The following is a 20634-nucleotide window of genomic DNA, read 5'->3' as shown; positions in this document are numbered from 1 at the left end:
CGAACAGTTCTGTCACCTTGGTGACACGCGAGGCGCGTACCTGCGGCTCCGCGGTCATAATGGGGCAAGACAACCAAGAGGGGAGCGGAATCCATGGCGCTAATCTATATCGTTGAGGACGATGAACCCATTCGTCGCGAGCTTGTTGACATCCTTGCCCGCGCCGGGTTTGAAATCGAGACCTGCGAATCGTTCGAGCATGTCTCGCGCGATATTCTCGCCGCCGCGCCCGACCTGGTGCTGCTCGACCTCACGCTTCCCGTCAAGGACGGCCAGCATATCTGCCACGAGGTTCGCCGCGAATCCGAGGTTCCCATCATCGTCCTCACGTCGCGCACGACCGAGATCGACGAGGTCATGGCCATGACGCTCGGTGCGGACGACTTTGTTCCCAAGCCCTACAGCGCCCGTGTGCTCGTGGCGCGCATCAATGCCTTGCTGCGTCGCACCGCGGCGTCAGGCGAGCGCAGTACGCTCGTCCACAAGGGACTGGAGCTTGACCTCGCCCGCTCCATGGTTACCAATACGCAAACCGGCACTAGCACCGAGCTCACCAAAAATGAACTGCGTATCCTCTCGCTGCTTCTGAGCCGCGCGGGCAAGATCGTTTCGCGCTCGGCCATCATGCAGGACCTGTGGGACTCCGACGCCTTCGTAGACGACAACACGCTTACCGTTAACATCAACCGCCTGCGCACCACGCTCGAAAAAATCGGCATCAAGGGGTATTTGACGACGCACCGCGGCCAGGGCTATTCGGTCTAGGGGCCGGCTATGTCGTTCGCCAAATTCTTCAAAGATGCGCTACTTCCCGTCGCCGTGTGGACGTGCGGCGTGCTGCTGAGCTGCTTTGTGCTGACGGTCGCCTGCGCACCCGTTTCCATCGTGGTCGTGGCGGTCGGCGTGTCCTTTATCTTTGGCATGCTGGGCATCGTGATCGAGTACGCGCGCCGTCGTCGTTTTCTGCGCCAGCTGGAGCGTGCGGCAGAGGAGCTCGAGAGTCCCGCATGGGTGCAGGAGATGGTGCAATGTCCGACCCATGCCGAGGGCGAGCTCGAGTACGAGGTCTTGCGCCGGGTGGGCAAAGCCGCTTGTGACGAGGTTGCCGAAGGCCGGCGCCAGACCGATGACTATCGCGACTATATCGAGAGCTGGGTCCACGAGGCCAAGCTGCCCCTGGCGGCAGCCCATCTGATTTTGGAAAACCTGGACGGCAGCGAAGATGATCTGTCGCGCGTAGATGACCTGGCACGCGAGCTTGCCCGCGTGGAGCGCTATATCGACCAGGCGCTCTACTATGCGCGCTCGGAGGTTGTGGAGCGCGATTATCTGATTCGACGTTGGAACCTCAAGGCTCTGGTGACGGGCGCAATCAAGGCCAATGCGCGCGAGCTCATCGCGGCACACGTGGCGCCGGTGTGCGAGAACCTCGACTTTGAGGTCTTTACCGACGAGAAGTGGCTCGAGTTTATTCTGGGCCAGCTCATTCAGAACAGCATTAAATATGCGCGTGAGGACGGCGCAAAGATCGTGTTTTCGGGTGCGTTGCTGGACGAGGGTCTGGCAAGCGAGCGCATCGAGCTTACCGTCGCGGACAACGGCTGCGGCGTGTGTGCGGCAGACCTGCCGCGCGTGTTCGAGAAGGGTTTTACCGGCGACAACGGCCGCACCACCAAGCGCGCAACGGGCATCGGCCTCTACCTGGTGGCGCGCCTGTGCTCCAAGATGGGCATCGACGTCACCGCAGCATCCGACTCCGGCAAAGGCTTTGTCGTCACGTTTGCCTTCTCAACCAACAAGTTCCAGTATTTCGAGTAACGCACGCGGCGGACGTCCGCCCAAACAAAAACGTGCCGCCCATGAAAAACGTGCCGCCCCAAACGGGGCGGCACGCCATTTTTCTATCAGACAACTCGTTGAAGTAAGGCTGCGAAGGCCGCGGGGCCGGGAGGGGTTTCCTAAGGGCACATCCCGCAGCCGCAACGCGGCGAGGACGTGCCCGTGGAAACCCCGCAGGCCCCGCGGCCGGTGGGAGCAACGCTACTTCACGACCAAGATGTCGCAGTCCGTATTGCGCAGCAGGAACGTCGAAATCGAACCCAGCAGCGCATACTTGATCGAGGACAGGCCGCGGGCGCCGCAGAGCACCAGGTCGGGCTTAACCACGTCGAGCATCTCGTCCTTGAGCGTCTCGCGAATACGGCCGGCGCGAATCATGACCTCGACCTCGGGAATATCGGGATTGGCCTTGGCCTCTTCGAGCTGCTTGGCGATGGAGTTCTTAAATGCCTCCTCTAGGCCGTTGACCAGATCGACCGGATAGGAACCGGCGCTCTCGAGCGCCGTGGAATCGATAACGTGGCCGATGATTAGCTTGGCGCCGTTGTTCGCGGCGACCTTGATGGCGCGTGCGAGCACAAAATCCTGCTGCTCAGTACCGTCGAGTGAAACAAATACCTTGGTGTAGCCCTCGTTCATGGTTTCCTCCTTGGTCTATCGCACGGGCGCGGGGCTCGTGCATCGGGCGGGCGCGGGCGCGTTGGCCGCCGGACACTTTATCTTGTTGCAGTTATACCCAAGGATTTGGGTTTGACCGCTCGCAATTCTGTGAACGGGCGAGTTTTTTGGTAAGGGTAGGCGTAGACGCGCCCGAACGGTTGATAATGGGACATCGCCCGCACCGTCCGCAGAACAATATCGGCGGGTGTCTAACGAGGGGGTCCCTTTGGATATTATCGAGCTTCTAAAATCTGCCTTCATGGGCCTGGTCGAGGGCATCACCGAATGGCTGCCTGTTTCGTCGACCGGTCACATGATCTTGGTGGACGAGTTCGTCAAGATGAACGTGAGCGAGACGTTCTGGAATATGTTCCTGGTCGTGATTCAGCTCGGCGCCATTCTGGCCGTCTGTGTGCTGTTCTTCCATGAGCTCAATCCGTTCTCGCCCAGCAAGGGCAAGGAGGGCCGTCGCGACACCTGGGTGCTGTGGGGCAAGATTGTGCTCGGCTGCATTCCCGCCGCGGCGATCGGTCTGCCGCTTAACGACTGGATGGAGGAGCATTTCTACAATGCTCCCGTCGTGGCGCTGGCGCTCATTGTGTACGGCGTGCTGTTTATCGTGATCGAGAACTGGCGCGCGAGCAAGCGCGAGGAAATGGCCGTTGCCGGTTCGTTTGGCTCGCGTGCTGTGGTGTCGGGTGGACGTCCCGCCGGTGCGCACTTTGCGGCGCCCGCCGCGGCTACCGCTGAGGATGAGGACGATGACGAGAATCTGGACTTTGGCTCCATCGCCACGCTCGAGGACCTGAGCTGGAAGACTGCGCTGGGTATCGGCTGCTTCCAGGTGCTTTCGCTGGTGCCTGGTACGTCTCGCTCCGGTTCTACCATCATCGGCGGCCTGCTTTTGGGCTGTACGCGTTCGGTGGCGTCCAAGTTTACGTTCTTCCTGGCCATCCCTGTCATGTTTGGCGCGAGTGCACTCAAGCTGGTCAAATACTTCATCAAGGGCGGCACGTTCGGCGCCAACGAGGTCGCTATCTTGGGCGTGGGCTGCGTTGTGGCCTTTGTGGTTTCGCTCATCGCCATCAAGTGGCTCATGGGCTTCGTCCGCCGTCACGACTTCAAGTGCTTCGGTGTTTACCGCATCATCCTGGGCGTCGTAGTGCTCGCATACTTCTTCGTTCTGGAGCCTATGCTCGGCCTGTAACTTGGTTGACGCCGCTCGCTACCGTTGCCATGACATCGGTGGCTCCGTGATTGGCGCAATGGGGCCAGGTTTCTTTGCACCAATGTGGTGCAGACTAACCTGACCCCATTGCGCCAAATCCGCTGGGCGGGCCTGACGGTGGCGCACGGAGTCGTGGTGTGATTTGCGTCGGTGTCCGCGCGGCTCGGTATACTGGTACGGCTCAAACTATGGCGCTGCCCGCAGGCGCGCCGTCCGTCAGATGAGGAGTCGCCCATGACCCAGCCCTTGCCCTGGGAAAAGAATGTCGCGGTACCTGTGCCGCCCGCGCCGGAACCCGTGCCGCTCGATGCATACACCGCCCCTGCTGCGCCGGAGCCCGAGCTCGTTCCGCTCGACATCTACGACGCTCCCGCGCCGGCGCCCAAGCCCGCCAAGCCGCTCGTCGACATCGACAGCCTTAATCCCGCTCAGCGCGAGGCGGTCCTGACCACCGAGGGCCCGCTGCTGGTCCTTGCCGGCGCCGGCTCGGGCAAGACCCGCGTCTTGACCTTCCGTATCGCACATATGCTCGGCGACCTGGGCGTTAAGCCCTGGCAGATCCTTGCCATCACGTTTACCAACAAGGCCGCGGCCGAGATGCGTGAGCGTCTGGCGGCACTCATTCCCAGCGGCACCCGTGGCATGTGGGTATGCACCTTCCATGCCATGTGCGTGCGTATGCTGCGCGAGGACGCCGACCTGCTGGGATACACCGGTCAGTTCACCATCTACGATGACGATGACTCAAAGCGCATGGTGCGCGACATTATGCAGGCGCTCGGTATCGAGCAAAAGCAGTTCCCCATCAACATGATCCGCAGCAAGATCAGCTCGGCCAAAAACGCCATGATCGGCCCCGAGGACATGCTCAAATCCGCCGACAGCCCCAATGACAAAAAGGCCGCGCAGGTCTACCTGGAGCTGGAACGCCGCCTGCGCGCCGCCAACGCGATGGACTTCGACGACCTGCTCGTGCGCACGCTCGAGCTGCTGCGCACCCGCCCCGAGGTGCTCGACAAGTACCAGGAGCGCTTCCGCTACATTAGCGTCGACGAGTATCAGGACACCAACCACGTCCAGTACGAGATCGCCAACCTGCTGGCCGCCAAGTACCAAAACCTCATGGTCGTGGGCGACGACGACCAGTCCATTTATAGCTGGCGTGGCGCCGACATCACCAATATCCTGGACTTTGAGAAGGACTTTAAAAACTGCAAGACCGTCAAGCTAGAGCAGAACTACCGCTCCACGGGTCATATCCTGAGCGCCGCCAACGCCGTGGTGCGTCACAACTCGCAGCGCAAGGAGAAGCGCCTGTTTACGGCCGAGGGCGACGGCGAGAAGATCCAGGCCTTCCAGGCAAGCGATGAGCGCGACGAGGGCCGCTGGATTGCCGGCGAGATCGAAAAGCTGCACTCCAAGGGCACGAGCTACGACGATATTGCTGTGTTCTACCGCACCAACGCCCAGTCGCGTATCCTCGAAGATATGTTCCTGCGCGCAGGCGTGCCCTACAAGATTGTGGGCGGCACGCGATTCTTCGATCGTGCCGAGATCCGCGACGTCATGGCCTACCTCAAGATGATCGTGAACCCGGCAGACGAGATGAGCGTCAAGCGCGTCATCAACACGCCGCGCCGCGGCATCGGCTCCACCTCGATCCAAAAGATTGAGCAGCTGGCGCGCGACAACCGTTGCTCGTTCTTCCAGGCTTGCGAGATCGCGTGCGCCGAAACCGGCATGTTTAGCGCCAAGGTGCGCAATGGCCTGTCGAGCTTTGTGTCGCTGGTGCGCGAGGGTCGCCGCATGGACGGCGAGCTCAAGGACTTTGTCGAGATGATCGTCGATAAGACGGGCCTGCTGCAGGCTTTCCGCGCCGAGGGCACCATGGAGTCCGAGAGCCGCGCCGAGAACATCCAGGAATTCCTGGGTGTCGCTGCCGAATTTGAGGAGACGCATGAGGATATCGAAGGTACGCTCGAGAGCTTGGAAGAGCTGCGCGCTGCCGGTGTTGCCGATGTGCCTGTCAGCGCCGAGCCCGAGCCCGTCGTGGTGAGCGCGCCTGCGCCCGAACCGGGGCCGTCTGCCCCGGTATCCTCGTTTGAGGCGCTCGTTGGTGCGCGTGACGCCGCGGGCTCCAATCCGCTCGATAGCTTGGCCGCTCCGGCGCTGTCTCCGCAGGATGCCCTGGCCGCCGCCATCGCGGGCAACGCGTATGCCGTGCCAACAGAGTTGCCGGCGGGTGCCGTGCATGCCGACGAGATCGAGCGCACCTACGGTCCGCTCACCTGTAAGGCGCTGCCGGCGCTCATGGAGTGGCTGGCCTTGCGCTCCGACTTGGATTCCCTGGCCGGCGAGACGCATGCCATCACCATGATGACCATCCACTCCGCCAAGGGCCTGGAGTTCCCGGCGGTGTTCGTGGCCGGCATGGAGGAGGGTATCTTCCCGCACGTGCACGACTTTGGCGGCGGCGATGACCCGGGCAAGCTCGAGGAGGAGCGTCGCCTGGCCTACGTCGCCATCACGCGCGCCCGTAAGCGCCTGTTCTTGACCTATGCGGCCACGCGTCGCACCTACGGCTCGACCTCTGCCAACCCGCGCTCGCGCTTCCTCAACGAGATTCCGTTTGAGGATATCGAGTTTAGCGGCATCGGTTCTGCCGGTTTTGAGGGCACGGGCTGGGAGAAACGCGGCGACCGTCACGGCACCTTTGGCTCGGGCATGGGCTCGGATATGTACGGCGGCAAGGTGTTTGGTTCGCATACGCGCTCGACCGGCGGTTCCGGTTCGCGCGGTGGATCGAGTTTTGACGATTTCTTTGGCGGCAGCAGCTACGGGACCGAGCGCCATCGTGGGGTCTCGCCCGACGCCGGCCGTGTTGCCTCGACCTTTGGTTCGGGTGCGCCGCGAGCCAAAAAGCCGTCATCTAAGGTGTCGCCGACAGTGGAGCGCAAGGTCGATCGCGCTAGCGCGTCGCAGGACTTTGCCGCAGGCGATACCGTGAGCCACAAGACCTTTGGCACGGGTACCGTGATCTCGGTCGTCGGAGACATGATCGAGGTTCAATTCGAAAAGACCGGCCAGACCAAAAAGCTAATGAAAGGTTTTGCACCGATCGTCAAACTGTCGTGATCCCGGCGGACCTGGGCGGGCGTATGGGGCAACATCGCCTGCTCGGGCAGTCCTGCGCAAGACGGAGAGCACATTAAGTGCTCTCCTTTGCGTGCGGAACTCGCGATCGATGCTGTCCCATACGCCCGCCCAGGTCCTTGGGTAACGTTGCTTGCGAACGCCGCTCCGCTCGTCCGCTTTTTGATTTGGAGAACCGGGTGGGCTGAAATGTAGATACGAGTAGGGGCTCCTCCGTTGATGAACGGGGGAGCCCCTTGTTTCGTTTTGGTTGTTGTTGTGACCTAGAGGTGGCTGATGATCAGTTCCATCTTGCCTTCGAGGTCGATGGAGCTGACGGTGCTGGGGGCCAGCAGGTGGCTTCCCTTGCGGACGGGGTCGCCGCAGATGGTGCCTTCGCCGTCGATGACCGACAGACACATGAAGGGCCAGCGCTGCTCCAAGGTCTTGCTGCCGTCGACGCGCACGCGATCGACGGTGTAGCAGGGGTTGGACTCGAGCTCGGTCACGCCGTCCACCTCGGGCGCGGTCACGGTACCATCGACCGGGGCCTGGACGTCAAAGTCGATGCAGTCGAGGCTCTGCTTAATGTGCAGCGGGCGCAGTTTGCCGTCGGTGCCCGGGCGATCATAGTCGTACAGACGATACGTCACGTCGCTCGACTGCTGCGTTTCCAAAATGAGCGTGCCGGCCTTGATGGCGTGAACGGTACCGGAATCAATCTGGAAAAAGTCGCCCTTGTGGATCGGTAGTACGTTGAGCATGTCGTCCCAGCGGCCGTCCTTGATCATCTGTGCGGCCTCAGTGCGGTCTTTAGCACGCTGGCCGACGATGATCGTGGCGCCGGGCTCGCAATCCAGCACGTACCAGCACTCGGTTTTACCCAGGCTGCCGTTCTCGTGCTCGGCGGCGTACTCGTCGTTGGGATGAATCTGGATCGAAAGGTCGTCCTTGGCGTCCAGAATCTTGATGAGCAGCGGGAACTCCTTGCCCTCGCAGTTGCCAAAGAGCTCGCGGTGCTCGGCCCACAGCCACGACAGCGTGTGGCCGGCGTACGGTCCCTCCGCAATCTGGCAGTCACCGTTGGGATGGGCCGAGATGGCCCAGCACTCACCGATGGGACCTTCGGGAATGTCGTAACCAAATACGGTTTCGAGCTGGCGGCCACCCCAGATCTTCTCGTGGAAGATCGGCGTCAGTTTAATCAAATCGGACATATTCATACCCCCATTATGTTGCGCGGGCGTTGCACAAAACAGCTCAAAACGAGCGCCCGCGTGACTACAAAAACTTATGCCAACGTTACGTTGTGCAACTCAAAGCGATCGCCAACGTTGCGCGAGATCGAATACTCAAAGGCGGCGCCGCTGTCCAAAAAGCCAATCTGGGTGAGCTCGAGCAGGGGAGAGCCAAGTTTGGTGTCCAGACGCTCGGCTTCTTCCTCGGTTGCTGCCACGGCGCGAATGGTACGGTGGAAGCTCGAAATCTTCAGCCCACATTGCTCGCGGATGAAGCGGTAGACCGATCCGTACAGGTCCTTCTTTTTAAGGCCTGGAATCAGCTCGAGGGGCATGTAGGTGTACTCGATAACGATGGGCTTCTCATCGGCCTGACGCACGCGCACGACGTGATAGGCAAAGTCATCCTCGGCAATTCCCAGCTGGGCTGCGATGTCCGCTGGTGGATTAACGATCGAGAAATCGTAGACCACCGAGGTCACCTTCTCCCCGCGATGCTCATACGAAAAACCCTGGGTACGGTCGTTTTTGCCCTGGAAAAACGCCTGGCCGGGAAGCCCCGCCGTGTCCTTAACGTAGGTACCCGATCCACGCCGGCTGGTAATAAGACCTTCTTCGGTGATTTGTTCAATAGCTCGTTTGACGGTGATTTTGGAAACGTTATAGAGCTTGCAGAACTCAACGACGGTAGGAAGCTTGTCGCCCGGTTTAAGAGCGCCATCCTCGATAGTGCGACGAATATCTGCAGCTATCGCTTCGTATTTGGGAATCATGGAACCTCCTTTCAAACTTGGTTGAGTATAAAAGAAAGTATAGTCAACACCTAAGTATCTCTATTGAGTTATTGAAAAGTTCGAGAAAGATAAAATTAAAAGTCGCCCCGCTTGAAAAATTAGAGCGTTTTAAATGATAAACGTCTGAGTAGTGTCGTGTTGAGAAATGATCGGTCCGAGGACGGGGCCGAACCGATATAACACCCAGCGAACCGAATCTCGTACTCTGCGCTTCCCCAGATAAAACCTGCCAAAACAAACCTGTCCTTTTTGGCAGGTTTTTGCCTTGGGAGCGGTACCATACAGGCAATGTTTAAACGAGAAAGGCGGGCTCCCATGGAACCTAAGCAGTATTACATCGGCATCGACGTCGGCGGCACCTCGGTCAAGGAGGGTCTGTTCGATGAGGACGGAAACCTGCTTGCCAAGGCCAGCGTGCCCACGCCTCCCATCGTTGACGCTGCGGGCTTTGCCGCGGTGACCGAGGCTATCGACCAGGTGGTCGCCAAGGCCCAGATTCCGCGTGCCTTTGTGTCGGGCATTGGCCTGGCCGTTCCGTGCCCCATCCCGGCATCGGGCGATGCCAAGGTCAAGGCGAACATCGCCATCAACCTGCCCGAGCTCAAGATCGCGATCCAGGAGCACTGCCCCGACGCGGTCGTTAAGTACGAGAACGACGCCAACGCTGCTGCTATGGGCGAGGCCTGGCTCGGCTCTGCCAAGGGCGTACAGAACGTGGTGATGGTCACCATTGGTACCGGCGTGGGCGGCGGCGTTATCGTTAACGGCGACGTGGTATCGGGCGTTGTGGGTGCTGGCGGCGAGATTGGCCACATGTGCCTGAACCCGGCCGAGGAGCGCACCTGCGGCTGCGGCGGCCATGGCCACCTGGAGCAGTATTCCAGCGCCACCGGCGTGGTGAGCAACTACCTTGCCGAGTGCAAGAAGGCGGGCGTCGAGCCCATCGAGCTGACCGGCCCCTCCGATTCCAAGGACGTGTTCCAGGCCTGCCGCGAGGGCGACAAGCTCGCGCTGGCCGCGGCCGATACCATGGCCGACTATCTCGGCCGCGCACTGGCGCTTATTGCCAACGTGGTCGACCCCGAGATGTTCCTCATCGGCGGCGGCGCCTCCGCCTCGGCCGATGTCTACCTCGACAAGGTTCGCGAGCACTTTAAGCAGTACGCGCTTTCCGCCTCGCGCGAGACGCCCATTAAGGTCGCTTCGCTCGGAAACGACGCCGGCATCATCGGTGCTGCCTACGTAGCCCTGCGCGCTGCCGGTAAATAGCTGGTGCAAGGGGGACAGGTTACATTGCACCAACATGGTGCAAAAGGGACAGCCTTGGCCCCCGTGCCTGCGCCCCAAAATATGCCGTGGCCCTTCCGTCTGCGAAGGCTCGGCATCGGCGTGCTACCATAGCTACGTCCAAGTACACATATCAAGTGGAGGATATCCATGGCAAACGTTCTTGTCTTTGGTCACCAGAACCCCGATAACGACGCCATCATGAGCGCCGTCGTCCTGTCCCAGCTGCTCAACCAGGTTGAGTATGCCGGCAACACCTACGAGGCCTGCGCCCTTGGTCAGCTTCCGGCCGAGTCCGCCAAGCTGCTCGCCGACGCCGGCATCGCCGAGCCCCGCGTGATCGAGTCCGTCGAGGCTGGTCAGCTCGTCGTCCTCACCGACCACAACGAGTCTGCCCAGTCCGTCGCCGGCCTTAAGGACGCCACGGTCTTTGGCGTCGTCGACCATCACCGCATCGGCGACTTCGAGACCGCCGGCCCGCTGCACTACATCTGCCTGCCCTGGGGCTCCAGCTGCACCATCGTCACCAAGCTCGCCGGCGTGCTCGGCGTTGAGCTTTCCGACGTTCAGGCCAAGCTGCTGCTCTCGGCCATGATGACCGACACGCTCATGCTCAAGAGCCCCACCACCACCGATGTCGACCGCGCCGTCGCCGCCAAGCTCGGCGAGCAGGTGGGCGTCGACCCGGTCAAGTTTGGCATGGAGGTTTTCCTCACCCGTCCGTCCGGCTCCTTCACCGCAGCCGAGATGGTCGGCAACGACATCAAGATGTTCGAGCCTGCTGGCAAGAAGCTGCTCATCGGCCAGTACGAGACTGTCGACAAGACCCGCGCACTCGGCATGATCGACGAGATTCGCGAGGCCATGCGCGCCTACGCCGCCGAGAAGGGTGCTGACGGCATTGTCCTGTGCATCACCGACATCATGGAGGAGGGCTCGCAGGTCCTGCTCGAGGGCGAGACCGAGGCTGCTCAGAAGGGCCTGGGCATTGCCGACGAGCACGACGGCGTCTGGATGCCGGGCGTCCTCTCCCGTAAGAAGCAGGTCGCTGCCCCCATCATGGCCGCCTGCTAGGTTTAGTCGACCAAACGCCACGACCGGATCGCGGAAGCCCCGTGCTCCGGTCGTTTTTTGTGCACGGCGCCGCGTCGTCTCTTGGATAGGCGTGCCCGTGCCGTTGAGCAAATAATGTTCAACCTGTGGTTCCGCTTTTCGGCCACGCTTGCGCGCTTGTCGTGCAGGGTAGGCTAGATGCAAGCGTAATACGTTAGAGCGCGGCGCCGCCACTTGGGCGGGCCGTGCTTTTTTAAGACGGGAGCTTTCCCGTGAAAGGAGCCGCCCATGGCAGCACCCGAGCAGCTGTTTAACGTTCGTGAGCGCAAGCGTTTTGAGCGCCACGACATTTGGGAGCGCATCACCGAGAACGGCACGATTTCCGCCGCCGTCATGGTCTTCGCCGCCATCGCCGCCGTCATTTGCGCCAACACCGTTGCCTACGAGGCCATCCATCACTTTTTGGAGACCCCGCTGTATGTGGGTCTGGGCAACCTTACGGCCGGTCTTACCGTTGAGCTTTTCGTCAACGACTTCCTCATGGCGATCTTCTTTTTGTTGGTGGGCATTGAGCTTAAGTACGAGATGACGGTCGGCGAGCTCAAGAACCCGCGCCAGGCTATGCTTCCCATGCTGGCGGCCGTGGGCGGCGTCGTCGTTCCCGCCTGCATCTATCTGATCTTTAACCATGCCGGCGCGCACAACGGCTGGGCCATTCCCATGGCAACCGATATTGCCTTTGCGCTGGGCGTGCTGTCGCTTTTGGGCAACCGCGTGCCCAACGGCGTGCGCGTGTTCTTCTCGACGCTCGCCATCGCCGACGACCTCATCTCCATCGCCGCCATCGCCATCTTCTACGGTCAGAGCCCCAATCCGTTTTGGTTGGGCGCCGCCGCGCTTGTGACCTGTGCGCTCGTGTGGCTCAACAAGACGCAGCATTATCGCCTTGCCCCGTATTCGGTACTGGGCCTGCTGTTGTGGTTCTGCATGTTCAAGAGCGGCGTGCACGCTACGCTTGCTGGCGTCATCCTGGCCTTCACCATCCCGGCCAAGTGCGGTGTTAAGCTTGATAGTCTCACCGATTGGCTGGGCGAGTGCTTGCCGCTGCTCGATGACCGCTACGACGACGAGGCGCACATCCTGGGCCAGCATGACTTTACCGTCTCGACCACCAAAGTCGAGCGCGTCATGCACCGCGTGACCCCGCCGCTCATCCGCATGGAGCGCCTGATCTCCACGCCGGTCAACTTTGTGATCCTGCCGATCTTCGCGTTCGTCAACGCACAGGTTCGCCTGGTGGGCGTGGACATGAGCACGCTACTCACCGACCCGGTGACGCTCGGCGTGTACTTTGGCATGCTGCTGGGCAAGCCGATCGGCATCTTTGGCATGACGTTCGCCCTGGTCAAGCTCAAGGCCTGCGAGCTGCCGCACAATGTCAACTGGCATATGATTGCCGGCGTGGGCATTCTGGGCGGTATCGGCTTTACCATGTCGATTCTCATCAGCGGCCTCGCCTTCCCGACGGCCCAGTTTGAGGTTCTGGCCGCCAAGGCCGCTATTCTCGCCGGCTCTGTCACCGCGGCCGTACTTGGCATGATCTACATGAGTGTGATCTGCAAGCACCCCGCGCCCAAGAACGAGTAGGCGCGTAGAAACAGACGCCAGAGCCTGCTCGAGCGCGTGTAAAACGCGGTTTTGAGTGGTACTTGCCACCTGCCGGACACCCCAGTGGCCAAAAAACGCCGTTTGTGAGTACTGTCACAAACGGCGTTTCATTTTAGGCGCGAAAAATAATGTACAAATCTATTCTGTCTGTGCATTAACGATTGCGTGGCTGGACGAAAAATGCCGATGCATCCTTCCAAAACCGGGCACAAAAGGCCAAGACTGGCCTTTTTAATTCAAAATCGCTGTTACTAAAAAAGTAACAGTACTCATATTTGCTATTTTTTGACCACAGGCCCCAATGACTAGGTTTATTCCACGGTGCCGTAGATGGCGCCCCAGCCGTGGGCGGCCAAGGCGGAGTTGAGCTGGTCGCAAAGTGACTGGCGGTCGTAATAGCCGGGCGGCAAAAGGTTCACGATTTCCATGAGATCGGGTGCCAGGTCCAAGATTTCGGCCTGTACGATCAGATCCAGGCGGTCGATGGCGTGGCGGTCGTAAAACAGTCCGTCGACCAGGCGCTGAAGGTCGCCGAATTCCTCGGCCTGGAACGATCCGTACTCCATAGTGCCTCCTTGGGCGCTTCATGCCGGCATGCGCGGCGATTCGTAATTCATTGCGATGGACTTAATCTATCACGGCTTCATAACGTTGCGACGGTAGCGGTCTATACTTAGAAGAATTGCAACGTACCGCTTCGTGAAAGGTCGCACCCATGCAGACGATCTACCAGAAGATGGAAACCACCGAACTCGATGCCGCCATCGAGGCGCTCAAGGCCGAGGTCGCCGAGGTCAAGGCCAAGGGCCTGGTGCTCGACATGGCCCGCGGCAAGCCGTCGCCCTCCCAGGTGGACATCTCTCGACCCATGCTCGATATCCTCAATGCCGATGCCGATCTGCACGACGGCAACGTCGACTGTTCCAACTACGGCTGCTTTGAGGGCATTCCCTCGGCACGCAAGCTAGCGGGGGAGTTCCTGGGTTGCCCCGCCGAGCAGACGCTCGTGCTGGGTTCGTCGAGCCTGCTGATCGAGCACGATATCGCCGGTATGTTCTGGCGTTGCGGCTCGTGCGGCAACGAGCCCTGGGAGGCTTACGAGGCAGCGCACGACGGCAAGAAGGTCAAGTTTCTGTGCCCTGTTCCCGGCTACGACCGCCACTTTGGCATCACCGCCGATCTGGGTATCGAGAACGTCCCCGTCGCGATGACCGACAACGGCCCCGACATGGACGAGGTCGAGCGCCTCGTCGCCGCCGACGATTCCATCAAGGGCATCTGGTGCGTGCCCAAGTATTCCAACCCCACGGGCATCACCTTTAGCGAGGACACTGTGCGCCGCCTGGTTGAGATGCCCACGGCCGCACCCGATTTCCGCATCTTCTGGGACAACGCCTACTGCGTGCACGACCTGTACGACGAGACCGACGAGCTCGCAAACATCTTTGACCTCGCTCGCGCGGCGGGCACCGAGGACCGCGTGGTGGCATTTGCCTCGACGTCCAAGATCACCTTCCCGGGCGCCGGTATCGGCTTTATCGGTGCGAGCCCCGCGGTCATCGCCGAGTTCTCCAAGCGCCTGAAGGCCGGCCTCATTAGCGCCGACAAGCTCAACCAGCTGCGTCACGTGCGCTTCCTTCCCACCATCGAGGCGGTCAAGGAGCACATGAAAAAGCATGCCGAGTTTTTGCGTCCGCGCTTTGAGGCCGTTGAGCGCAAGCTCACCGAGGGCCTGGGCGGCACGGGCTGCGCCACCTGGACGCATCCCCGCGGCGGCTACTTTGTAAGCTTCGATGGTCCCGAGGGCTCGGCCCAAAAGGTCGCCGCGCTGTGCGCCGACCTGGGCGTTAAGCTCACGCCGGCCGGTGCTACCTGGCCCTATGGCAAGGATCCGCGCGATACCAACATCCGCATCGCGCCGAGCTATCCCACGGTCGAGGACCTGGAGGCCGCGCTCGATGTGCTGGTGCTGGCCGTCAAGCTCGTCGCTGCCGAGCTTGCGCGTGCCGAGCGCGCCTAACGCGCGGCTTCCAGTACTATCCGCACTTTCGATACGTAAAGGAGCGTATACATGGATTTGGGTATTTCCACCAACCCCACGCCAGAGCTCTACACCATTAAGGTAACCGGCGAGATCGATATCTCTAAAGCCGATAGCCTGCGTAATGCCATCGACCTGGCGCTCGAGCAGCCCACTGAGGCCGTTGAGCTCGATTTTGCCCAGGTGAGCTACATCGATTCGACGGGCATTGGCGTGCTCGTGGGCGCCGCGCACCACGCGGTCGACCACGGCAAGCGCTTTAGCTGCACCAATGTGCAGCCCCCGGTGATGCGCGTGGTCCAGCTGTTGGGTGTCGACCAGGAGATTTCGATCACCGCTGCATAATCTTTGCCCCCAAAAGGGCGTGCCGTTTGGCATATGTTTGTGATGCGCTCGGACGTTTTGGCGTCCGGGCGCTATACTTGACCGAATGAATAGACGAGTTCCGGCCGAATGGCGCGGTGCGGGCTCGACTCACATCGAGCCTTGGAGGTATGTGTGTTTGGTATTGGAGAGGGTGAGCTCGCGATCATCGTGGTCTTCGGCTTTTTGCTGTTTGGCCCGGATAAGCTCCCACAGATGGGCCGCACGATCGGCCGTGCCATCCGTCAGTTCCGCGAGACGCAGGAAAAGATGACGGCCGTTGTTCAGTCCGAGATCATCGATCCGGTGAGCGAGGCCGCGTCGGCTCCGGTCAAGCCCAAGAAGGCTGCCGTCGATGATGATTCCGATGCGGACGAGGATGCCGTCGAGACGGCTGCGCCCGCAAAGAAGGAGACCTTTGCCGAGCGCCGCGCCCGTCTTGCTGCCGAGAAGGCCGCGAGCGAGGGTGCTGCTGAGGGCGAAGGTGCTGCCGATGAGGCCGAGGGCGCCGAGCCCGCCGAGGCCGAGCCTGCCGCTGCCACCGTCGATCCCGAACCTGCTGCAGAGCCGGAGCCCGAGCCCGAGCCGGCAGAGCCCACGACGGCCGATCTCTACGCCCGTCGTCCCCGCAAGCGCAAGGCCGTCGTCGACCAGCTCGCTCGCGAGCTCGAGGCCGAGGACGACGCTGCTGCCGCCGACGCCCCGAAGGGAGGCGATGAGTAATGCCTATCGGACCCGCGCGCATGCCGCTCTTCGATCACCTGGGAGAGCTCCGTCGCCGCCTGACCATCGTGGTCGTGTCGGTGTTTGCCGCCGCTATCGTGCTGTATTTCGCCACGCCTGTAGTGCTCGACATCCTGGAAGATCCCATCCGCTCCTTTGTGCCGGACGGTAAGTTCTACATCACCACCACCCTTGGTGGCTTTGGTCTGCGCTTTTCGCTGGCCATCAAGATGGCCGTGGTCATGTGCACGCCCATGATCATCTGGCAGATTCTGGCGTTTTTCCTGCCGGCGCTTCGCCCCAACGAGCGCAAGTGGGTCGTGCCCACGGTGCTCGCCTCGACGGTGCTGTTCTTCCTGGGCGCCATCTTTTGCTACTTCATCATCATTCCTGCGGGCTTTGAGTGGCTCATCGGCGAGACCTCGGCCGTCGCTACGGCACTGCCCGATCTGGAGAACTACGTCAACATGGAGCTGCTCTTTATGATCGGCTTTGGCGTGGCGTTTGAGCTTCCGCTCATCATCTTCTATCTGTCCGTCTTCCACATCGTGTCCTACGCTGCTTTCCGCGGTGCCTGGCGTTATGTATACGTTGGCCTGCTCGTGGGTTCGGCCGTGATCACGCCCGACGGCTCGCCCGTCACCCTGGGCCTTATGTACGGTGCTCTGCTTTCGCTCTACGAGATCTCGCTCGCTATCGCCCGCGTGGTCATTACCGCGCGCGAGGGCAAAGAGGGCCTGTTCGTGAGCCGTCTGGACCTGTTCTCGGACGACGAGGACGACGAGGAGTAAAACGGTATGCACGAGGTTGGCATTGTCAACGGCATACTCGATACAGTGATTCGCGCGGCGCGTGGGGCGGGGGCCTCGCGCGCCGTTTTGGTGACGCTGCGTATCGGGGATATGACCGAGGTCGTGCGCGAGGCGCTCGACTTTGCCTGGGAGACGTTTCGCGACGAGGATCCGCTCACGCGCGGCTGCGAGCTTGCCGTGGAGGAAGTCCATCCACAAAGCGAGTGCCTGGACTGCGGCGAGGTCTTTGATCACGACCGTTTCCATTGTCGCTGTCCTCAGTGTGGCGGCGCCAACGTGCGTCTGCTGCACGGCCGCGAACTCGACATCGCCAGTATCGAAATCGAAACCCCCGACGATTAGCCCGCTAGCCACCTGGGGACGGGGTATAAATGGTTAGAAGTTAAGGAGTGCCGAATATGGCTGAGAAAACGATTGATATCGCGTCGCCGATTCTGTCGCGCAACGAGCGCCTGGCAGATCAGCTACGTCAGCGATTTAATGAGACAGGCACCTATGTGATCAATGTGCTGTCGAGCCCTGGCTCGGGCAAGACCACTACGATTCTGGGCACCAACGAGCGCCTGCGCGACAAGGCCGGCTTGCGCTGCGCCGTCATCGAGGGCGATATCGCCTCGGACGTCGACGCCATCACCATGAAGGAAGCCGGCATGCCCGCCATCCAAATCAACACGGGCGGCCTGTGCCACCTTGAGGGCAACATGATCATGGAGGCCGTTGACGCGTTCGACCAGGCGGTGGGCCTTCAAAACATCGATGTCATCTTTATCGAAAACGTGGGCAACTTGGTCTGCCCGGTCGACTTTGACCTGGGCGAGAACCTGTCCATCATGATTCTCTCGGTGCCCGAGGGCGACGACAAGCCCATCAAGTACCCGGGCATCTTCCAGCACGCCGGCGCACAGCTGCTCAACAAGGTCGATGTGGCCCCGGCTTTCGATTTTGACATGGATAGGTATACTAAGACACTCGATGACCTCAATCCGCAGGCGCCGCGGTTTGCCGTGAGCGCGCGCAAGGGTGAGGGCATGGATGCCTGGTGCGATTGGCTCATCGGGCAGATCGAGCAAGCAAGGGCGTAAATCGGCCGCCATACGGGCGGGCGTAGCCGCAGAGACACGAGATAGGAGCCTCTTTTGAAGCTCATCATCGCCGAGAAAAACGACGCCGCGCGTCAGATCGCCGAGCGTCTGTCCACGGGTAAGCCCAAAAAGGACAAGGTGTACAACACCGCCATCTACCGTTTTGAGTGGAAGGGCGAGGAGTGCGTGACGATCGGCCTTGCCGGTCACATCCTCGCGCCCGATTTTTGTGACAGCGTGCTGTTCGATAAAAAGTTGGGCTGGTATTCGGTCACCGAGGACGGCGAGATGCTGCCGGCCGACATACCCGATGGCCTGGCTCGTCCGCCTTACGATACCAAGCGCAAGCCGTTTCTTGCCGATGGCATCTCCATCAAGGGCTGGAAGCTCGAGAGCCTGCCCTATCTCACCTGGGCGCCCGTCATTAAGCTACCGGCCGAGAAGGAGCTCATTCGCTCGCTCAAGAACCTTGCCAAGAAGTCCGACAGCGTCATCATCGCCACGGACTTCGATCGCGAGGGCGAGCTGATCGGTTCGGACGCCCTCAACAAGGTGCGCGAGGTTGCGCCCGACCTGCCGGTCGCTCGCGCCCAGTATTCTTCGTTTACCAAGGCCGAGATCACGCAGGCCTTCGATAATCTCGTCTCGCTCGACCAGAACCTGGCCGACGCCGGCGAGAGCCGTCAGCACATCGACCTCATCTGGGGCGCGGTGCTCACGCGCTACCTAACGCTCGCCAAGTTTGGCGGTTTTGGCAACGTGCGTTCTGCCGGCCGCGTGCAGACGCCGACGCTTGCCCTGGTGGTCGAGCGCGAGCGCGAGCGCATGGCGTTTGTGCCCGAGGATTATTGGCAGATTCGCGGCATGGGTGCCGCTCAGGGTGCTGCCGAGGACGACCGCTTTAAGATCGCGCACAAGACGGCACGCTTTACCGACAAGGATGCTGCCGAGACGGCGTACGGCCACGTTGACGGCGCTACGACGGCGACCGTTGCCGCGGTGACCAAGCGCTCGCGTAAGCAGCAGCCGCCCACGCCGTTTGCGACAACCTCGCTGCAGGCTGCCGCCGCGGCCGAGGGCATCTCGCCTGCGCGTACCATGCGCATCGCCGAGTCCCTCTACATGGCGGGCCTCATCAGCTACCCGCGTGTCGACAACACCGTGTACCCTGCGACGCTCGATTTGGGTGCCGTGGTGAGCGACCTTGCAAAGATCAACCCGGCGCTGGCGCCTGTGTGCAAAAAGGTGCTCGCCGGCCCCATGAAGCCCACGCGCGGCAAAGTCGAAACCACCGACCACCCGCCTATTTACCCCACGGGCGAGGGCGATCCGTCCACGCTCGACGGCGGCCAGCGCAAGCTCTACGACCTCATCGCCCGCCGCTTCCTGGCGACGCTTATGGGTCCTGCGACCATCGAGAACACCAAGCTCGAGCTCGATGTGAACGGCGAGCCGTTCGTGGCTTCGGGCGATGTGCTCGTGACCCCGGGCTTCCGCGAGGCGTACCCGTACGGCCTTAAGCGCGACGAGCAGATGCCGCCGCTGGAGCAGGGCGACACGGTCGACGTGTTCGACATTAAGCTCGAGGCCAAGCAGACCGAGCCGCCCGCGCGCTACAGCCAGGGCAAGCTCGTGCAGGAGATGGAGAAGCGCGGCCTGGGTACTAAGTCCACGCGCGCGAGCATCATCGAGCGCCTGTATGCCGTGCGCTACCTCAAAAATGATCCCGTGGAGCCGAGCCAGCTGGGTATCGCCATTATCGATGCGCTGTCGCAGTTTGCCCCGCGCATCACGAGCCCCGACATGACCAGCGAGCTCGACGGTGACATGACCCGCGTGGAGCGCGGTGAGGACACCGAAGAGCATGTCGTGACGCACTCGCGCGCGCTGCTGGCCGGCGTGCTCGACGAGCTGCTCAAGCATACGCAGGAGCTGGGCGACGCTATCAGCGACGCCGTCACGGCCGATGCGCGCGTGGGCGCCTGCCCCAAGTGCGGCAAGGACCTGGTTATGAAGACGAGCGCCAAGACCCGTGGCAGCTTTATCGGCTGCATGGGCTGGCCCGACTGCGACGTGACTTATCCGGTCCCGAGCGGCGTCAAGGTAAGCCCGCTCGAGGGCGAGGCGGCCGTGTGCCCCGAGTGCGGCGCGCCGCGCATTAAGTGCCAGCCGTTCCGCCAAAAGGCTTTCGAGATTTGCGTGAACCCCACGTGCCCCACCAACTACGAGCCCGACCTTAAGGTGGGCGAGTGTAAGGTGTGCGCCGAGGCAGGACGCCATGGCGACCTGATCGCGCACAAGAGCGAAAAGAGCGGCAAGCGCTTTATCCGCTGCACCAACTATGATGATTGCGGCGTGAGCTATCCGCTGCCGGCGCGTGGCAAACTCGAGGCGACGGGCGAGACCTGTCCCGAGTGCGGCGCTCCCATCGTGGTGGTCAACACGGCGCGCGGTCCGTGGCGTATCTGCGTCAACATGGACTGCCCGACCAAGGAGAAGAAGCCTGCCCGCGGCCGCAAGACTGCGACCAAGGCGAGCACGGCCAAGAAGACGACGGCGGCCAAGAAGACGACGGCCAAGAAAGCAACTGCCGCCAAGAAGACGACCGCGAAGAAGTCGACTACCAAGAAAGCAGCCGCCGACAAGTAACGGCGCAGTCGAAACATTGCCCAAAAAAACGAGCGAGGACCCCACGATCCTCGCTCGTTTTTTGA

18 protein-coding genes are annotated in these 20634 nt (G+C 61.4%); 14 read left to right on the top strand and 4 right to left on the bottom strand.

The window, feature by feature from the left end; all coding sequences use genetic code 11:
- Positions 1–93 precede the first annotated feature (93 nt).
- Together AAA021_RS04395 and AAA021_RS04390 are read left to right on the top strand one after the other, a co-directional pair.
- A complete protein-coding gene (locus AAA021_RS04395) occupies positions 94–765 on the top strand; it encodes a response regulator transcription factor (protein WP_349088160.1) in 672 nt (223 codons plus the stop codon).
- A 9-nt stretch (positions 766–774) separates the two neighbouring features.
- Positions 775–1818, top strand: coding sequence for a sensor histidine kinase (locus tag AAA021_RS04390; RefSeq protein WP_349088159.1), 1044 nt, complete (start codon positions 775–777; stop codon positions 1816–1818).
- Positions 1819–2040: 222 nt separating this feature from the next.
- Here AAA021_RS04390 and AAA021_RS04385 read toward each other — a convergent pair whose 3' ends face one another.
- Complete coding sequence (locus AAA021_RS04385; protein WP_006235921.1) at positions 2041–2478, bottom strand: universal stress protein; 438 nt, start codon at positions 2476–2478, stop codon at positions 2041–2043.
- A 247-nt stretch (positions 2479–2725) separates the two neighbouring features.
- Between AAA021_RS04385 and AAA021_RS04380 the strand changes: the two genes are divergently transcribed.
- Together AAA021_RS04380 and AAA021_RS04375 are read left to right on the top strand one after the other, a co-directional pair.
- Positions 2726–3706, top strand: coding sequence for an undecaprenyl-diphosphate phosphatase (locus AAA021_RS04380; RefSeq protein WP_117746102.1), 981 nt, complete (start codon positions 2726–2728; stop codon positions 3704–3706).
- A 255-nt stretch (positions 3707–3961) separates the two neighbouring features.
- The gene (locus AAA021_RS04375; RefSeq protein ID WP_349088158.1) at positions 3962–6862 is read left to right on the top strand and encodes a UvrD-helicase domain-containing protein; all 2901 of its coding nucleotides are present in this window, start codon (positions 3962–3964) and stop codon (positions 6860–6862) included.
- A gap of 281 nt (positions 6863–7143) precedes the next feature.
- Here the strand turns inward: AAA021_RS04375 and AAA021_RS04370 are convergent, their stop codons facing one another.
- Together AAA021_RS04370 and AAA021_RS04365 are read right to left on the bottom strand one after the other, a co-directional pair.
- Positions 7144–8082 (bottom strand): type I phosphomannose isomerase catalytic subunit, encoded by a 939-nt coding sequence (locus AAA021_RS04370; protein ID WP_271761261.1) that lies wholly within the window; start codon positions 8080–8082, stop codon positions 7144–7146.
- Positions 8083–8150: 68 nt separating this feature from the next.
- Positions 8151–8870 (bottom strand): GntR family transcriptional regulator, encoded by a 720-nt coding sequence (locus tag AAA021_RS04365; RefSeq protein ID WP_260700014.1) that lies wholly within the window; start codon positions 8868–8870, stop codon positions 8151–8153.
- Positions 8871–9206: 336 nt separating this feature from the next.
- On the opposite strand from AAA021_RS04365, the gene AAA021_RS04360 reads away from it, so the two are divergent.
- The 3 genes from AAA021_RS04360 (at position 9207) to nhaA (ending at position 12878) form a co-directional block, all read left to right on the top strand.
- Positions 9207–10160 carry an ROK family protein gene (locus tag AAA021_RS04360; RefSeq protein WP_035137699.1) on the top strand — a complete coding sequence of 318 codons (954 nt, stop codon included), beginning with the start codon at positions 9207–9209 and terminating at the stop codon, positions 10158–10160.
- A 168-nt stretch (positions 10161–10328) separates the two neighbouring features.
- Complete coding sequence (locus AAA021_RS04355; protein ID WP_118226883.1) at positions 10329–11252, top strand: manganese-dependent inorganic pyrophosphatase; 924 nt, start codon at positions 10329–10331, stop codon at positions 11250–11252.
- A gap of 267 nt (positions 11253–11519) precedes the next feature.
- Complete coding sequence (nhaA, locus tag AAA021_RS04350) at positions 11520–12878, top strand: Na+/H+ antiporter NhaA (protein ID WP_349088156.1); 1359 nt, start codon at positions 11520–11522, stop codon at positions 12876–12878.
- A gap of 332 nt (positions 12879–13210) precedes the next feature.
- Here the strand turns inward: nhaA and AAA021_RS04345 are convergent, their stop codons facing one another.
- Positions 13211–13465 carry a hypothetical protein gene (locus tag AAA021_RS04345; protein ID WP_055285533.1) on the bottom strand — a complete coding sequence of 85 codons (255 nt, stop codon included), beginning with the start codon at positions 13463–13465 and terminating at the stop codon, positions 13211–13213.
- Positions 13466–13614: 149 nt separating this feature from the next.
- On the opposite strand from AAA021_RS04345, the gene AAA021_RS04340 reads away from it, so the two are divergent.
- The 7 genes from AAA021_RS04340 to AAA021_RS04310 all read left to right on the top strand — a co-directional run bounded on the left by AAA021_RS04340 (position 13615) and on the right by AAA021_RS04310 (position 20569).
- Positions 13615–14919 (top strand): aminotransferase class I/II-fold pyridoxal phosphate-dependent enzyme, encoded by a 1305-nt coding sequence (locus tag AAA021_RS04340; protein ID WP_349088155.1) that lies wholly within the window; start codon positions 13615–13617, stop codon positions 14917–14919.
- A 51-nt stretch (positions 14920–14970) separates the two neighbouring features.
- On the top strand, positions 14971–15285 hold the full coding sequence (locus AAA021_RS04335; protein ID WP_349088154.1) for an STAS domain-containing protein: 315 nt from the start codon (positions 14971–14973) through the stop codon (positions 15283–15285).
- Positions 15286–15438: 153 nt separating this feature from the next.
- Positions 15439–16026 carry a twin-arginine translocase TatA/TatE family subunit gene (locus AAA021_RS04330; RefSeq protein ID WP_349088152.1) on the top strand — a complete coding sequence of 196 codons (588 nt, stop codon included), beginning with the start codon at positions 15439–15441 and terminating at the stop codon, positions 16024–16026.
- Positions 16026–16817: a twin-arginine translocase subunit TatC gene (gene tatC, locus AAA021_RS04325; RefSeq protein WP_022093860.1), complete on the top strand. Its 792-nt coding sequence runs from the start codon at positions 16026–16028 to the stop codon at positions 16815–16817. Before AAA021_RS04330 ends, tatC begins: the two co-directional genes overlap by 1 nt.
- A gap of 6 nt (positions 16818–16823) precedes the next feature.
- Entirely contained in the window at positions 16824–17180 is a 357-nt protein-coding gene (gene hypA / locus AAA021_RS04320; RefSeq protein WP_022093859.1) for a hydrogenase maturation nickel metallochaperone HypA, read from the top strand.
- Positions 17181–17236: 56 nt separating this feature from the next.
- On the top strand, positions 17237–17920 hold the full coding sequence (gene hypB, locus AAA021_RS04315) for a hydrogenase nickel incorporation protein HypB (RefSeq protein ID WP_238023040.1): 684 nt from the start codon (positions 17237–17239) through the stop codon (positions 17918–17920).
- A gap of 54 nt (positions 17921–17974) precedes the next feature.
- Positions 17975–20569, top strand: coding sequence for a DNA topoisomerase I (locus AAA021_RS04310; protein WP_349088151.1), 2595 nt, complete (start codon positions 17975–17977; stop codon positions 20567–20569).
- Positions 20570–20634 lie beyond the last annotated feature (65 nt).

This window comes from Collinsella sp. CLA-JM-H32, from assembly GCF_040098165.1.
Lineage (GTDB): Bacteria > Actinomycetota > Coriobacteriia > Coriobacteriales > Coriobacteriaceae > Collinsella.
The sequence above is the reverse complement of the archived record's forward strand: the minus strand, read 5'-3'. Positions and strand labels throughout refer to the sequence as shown.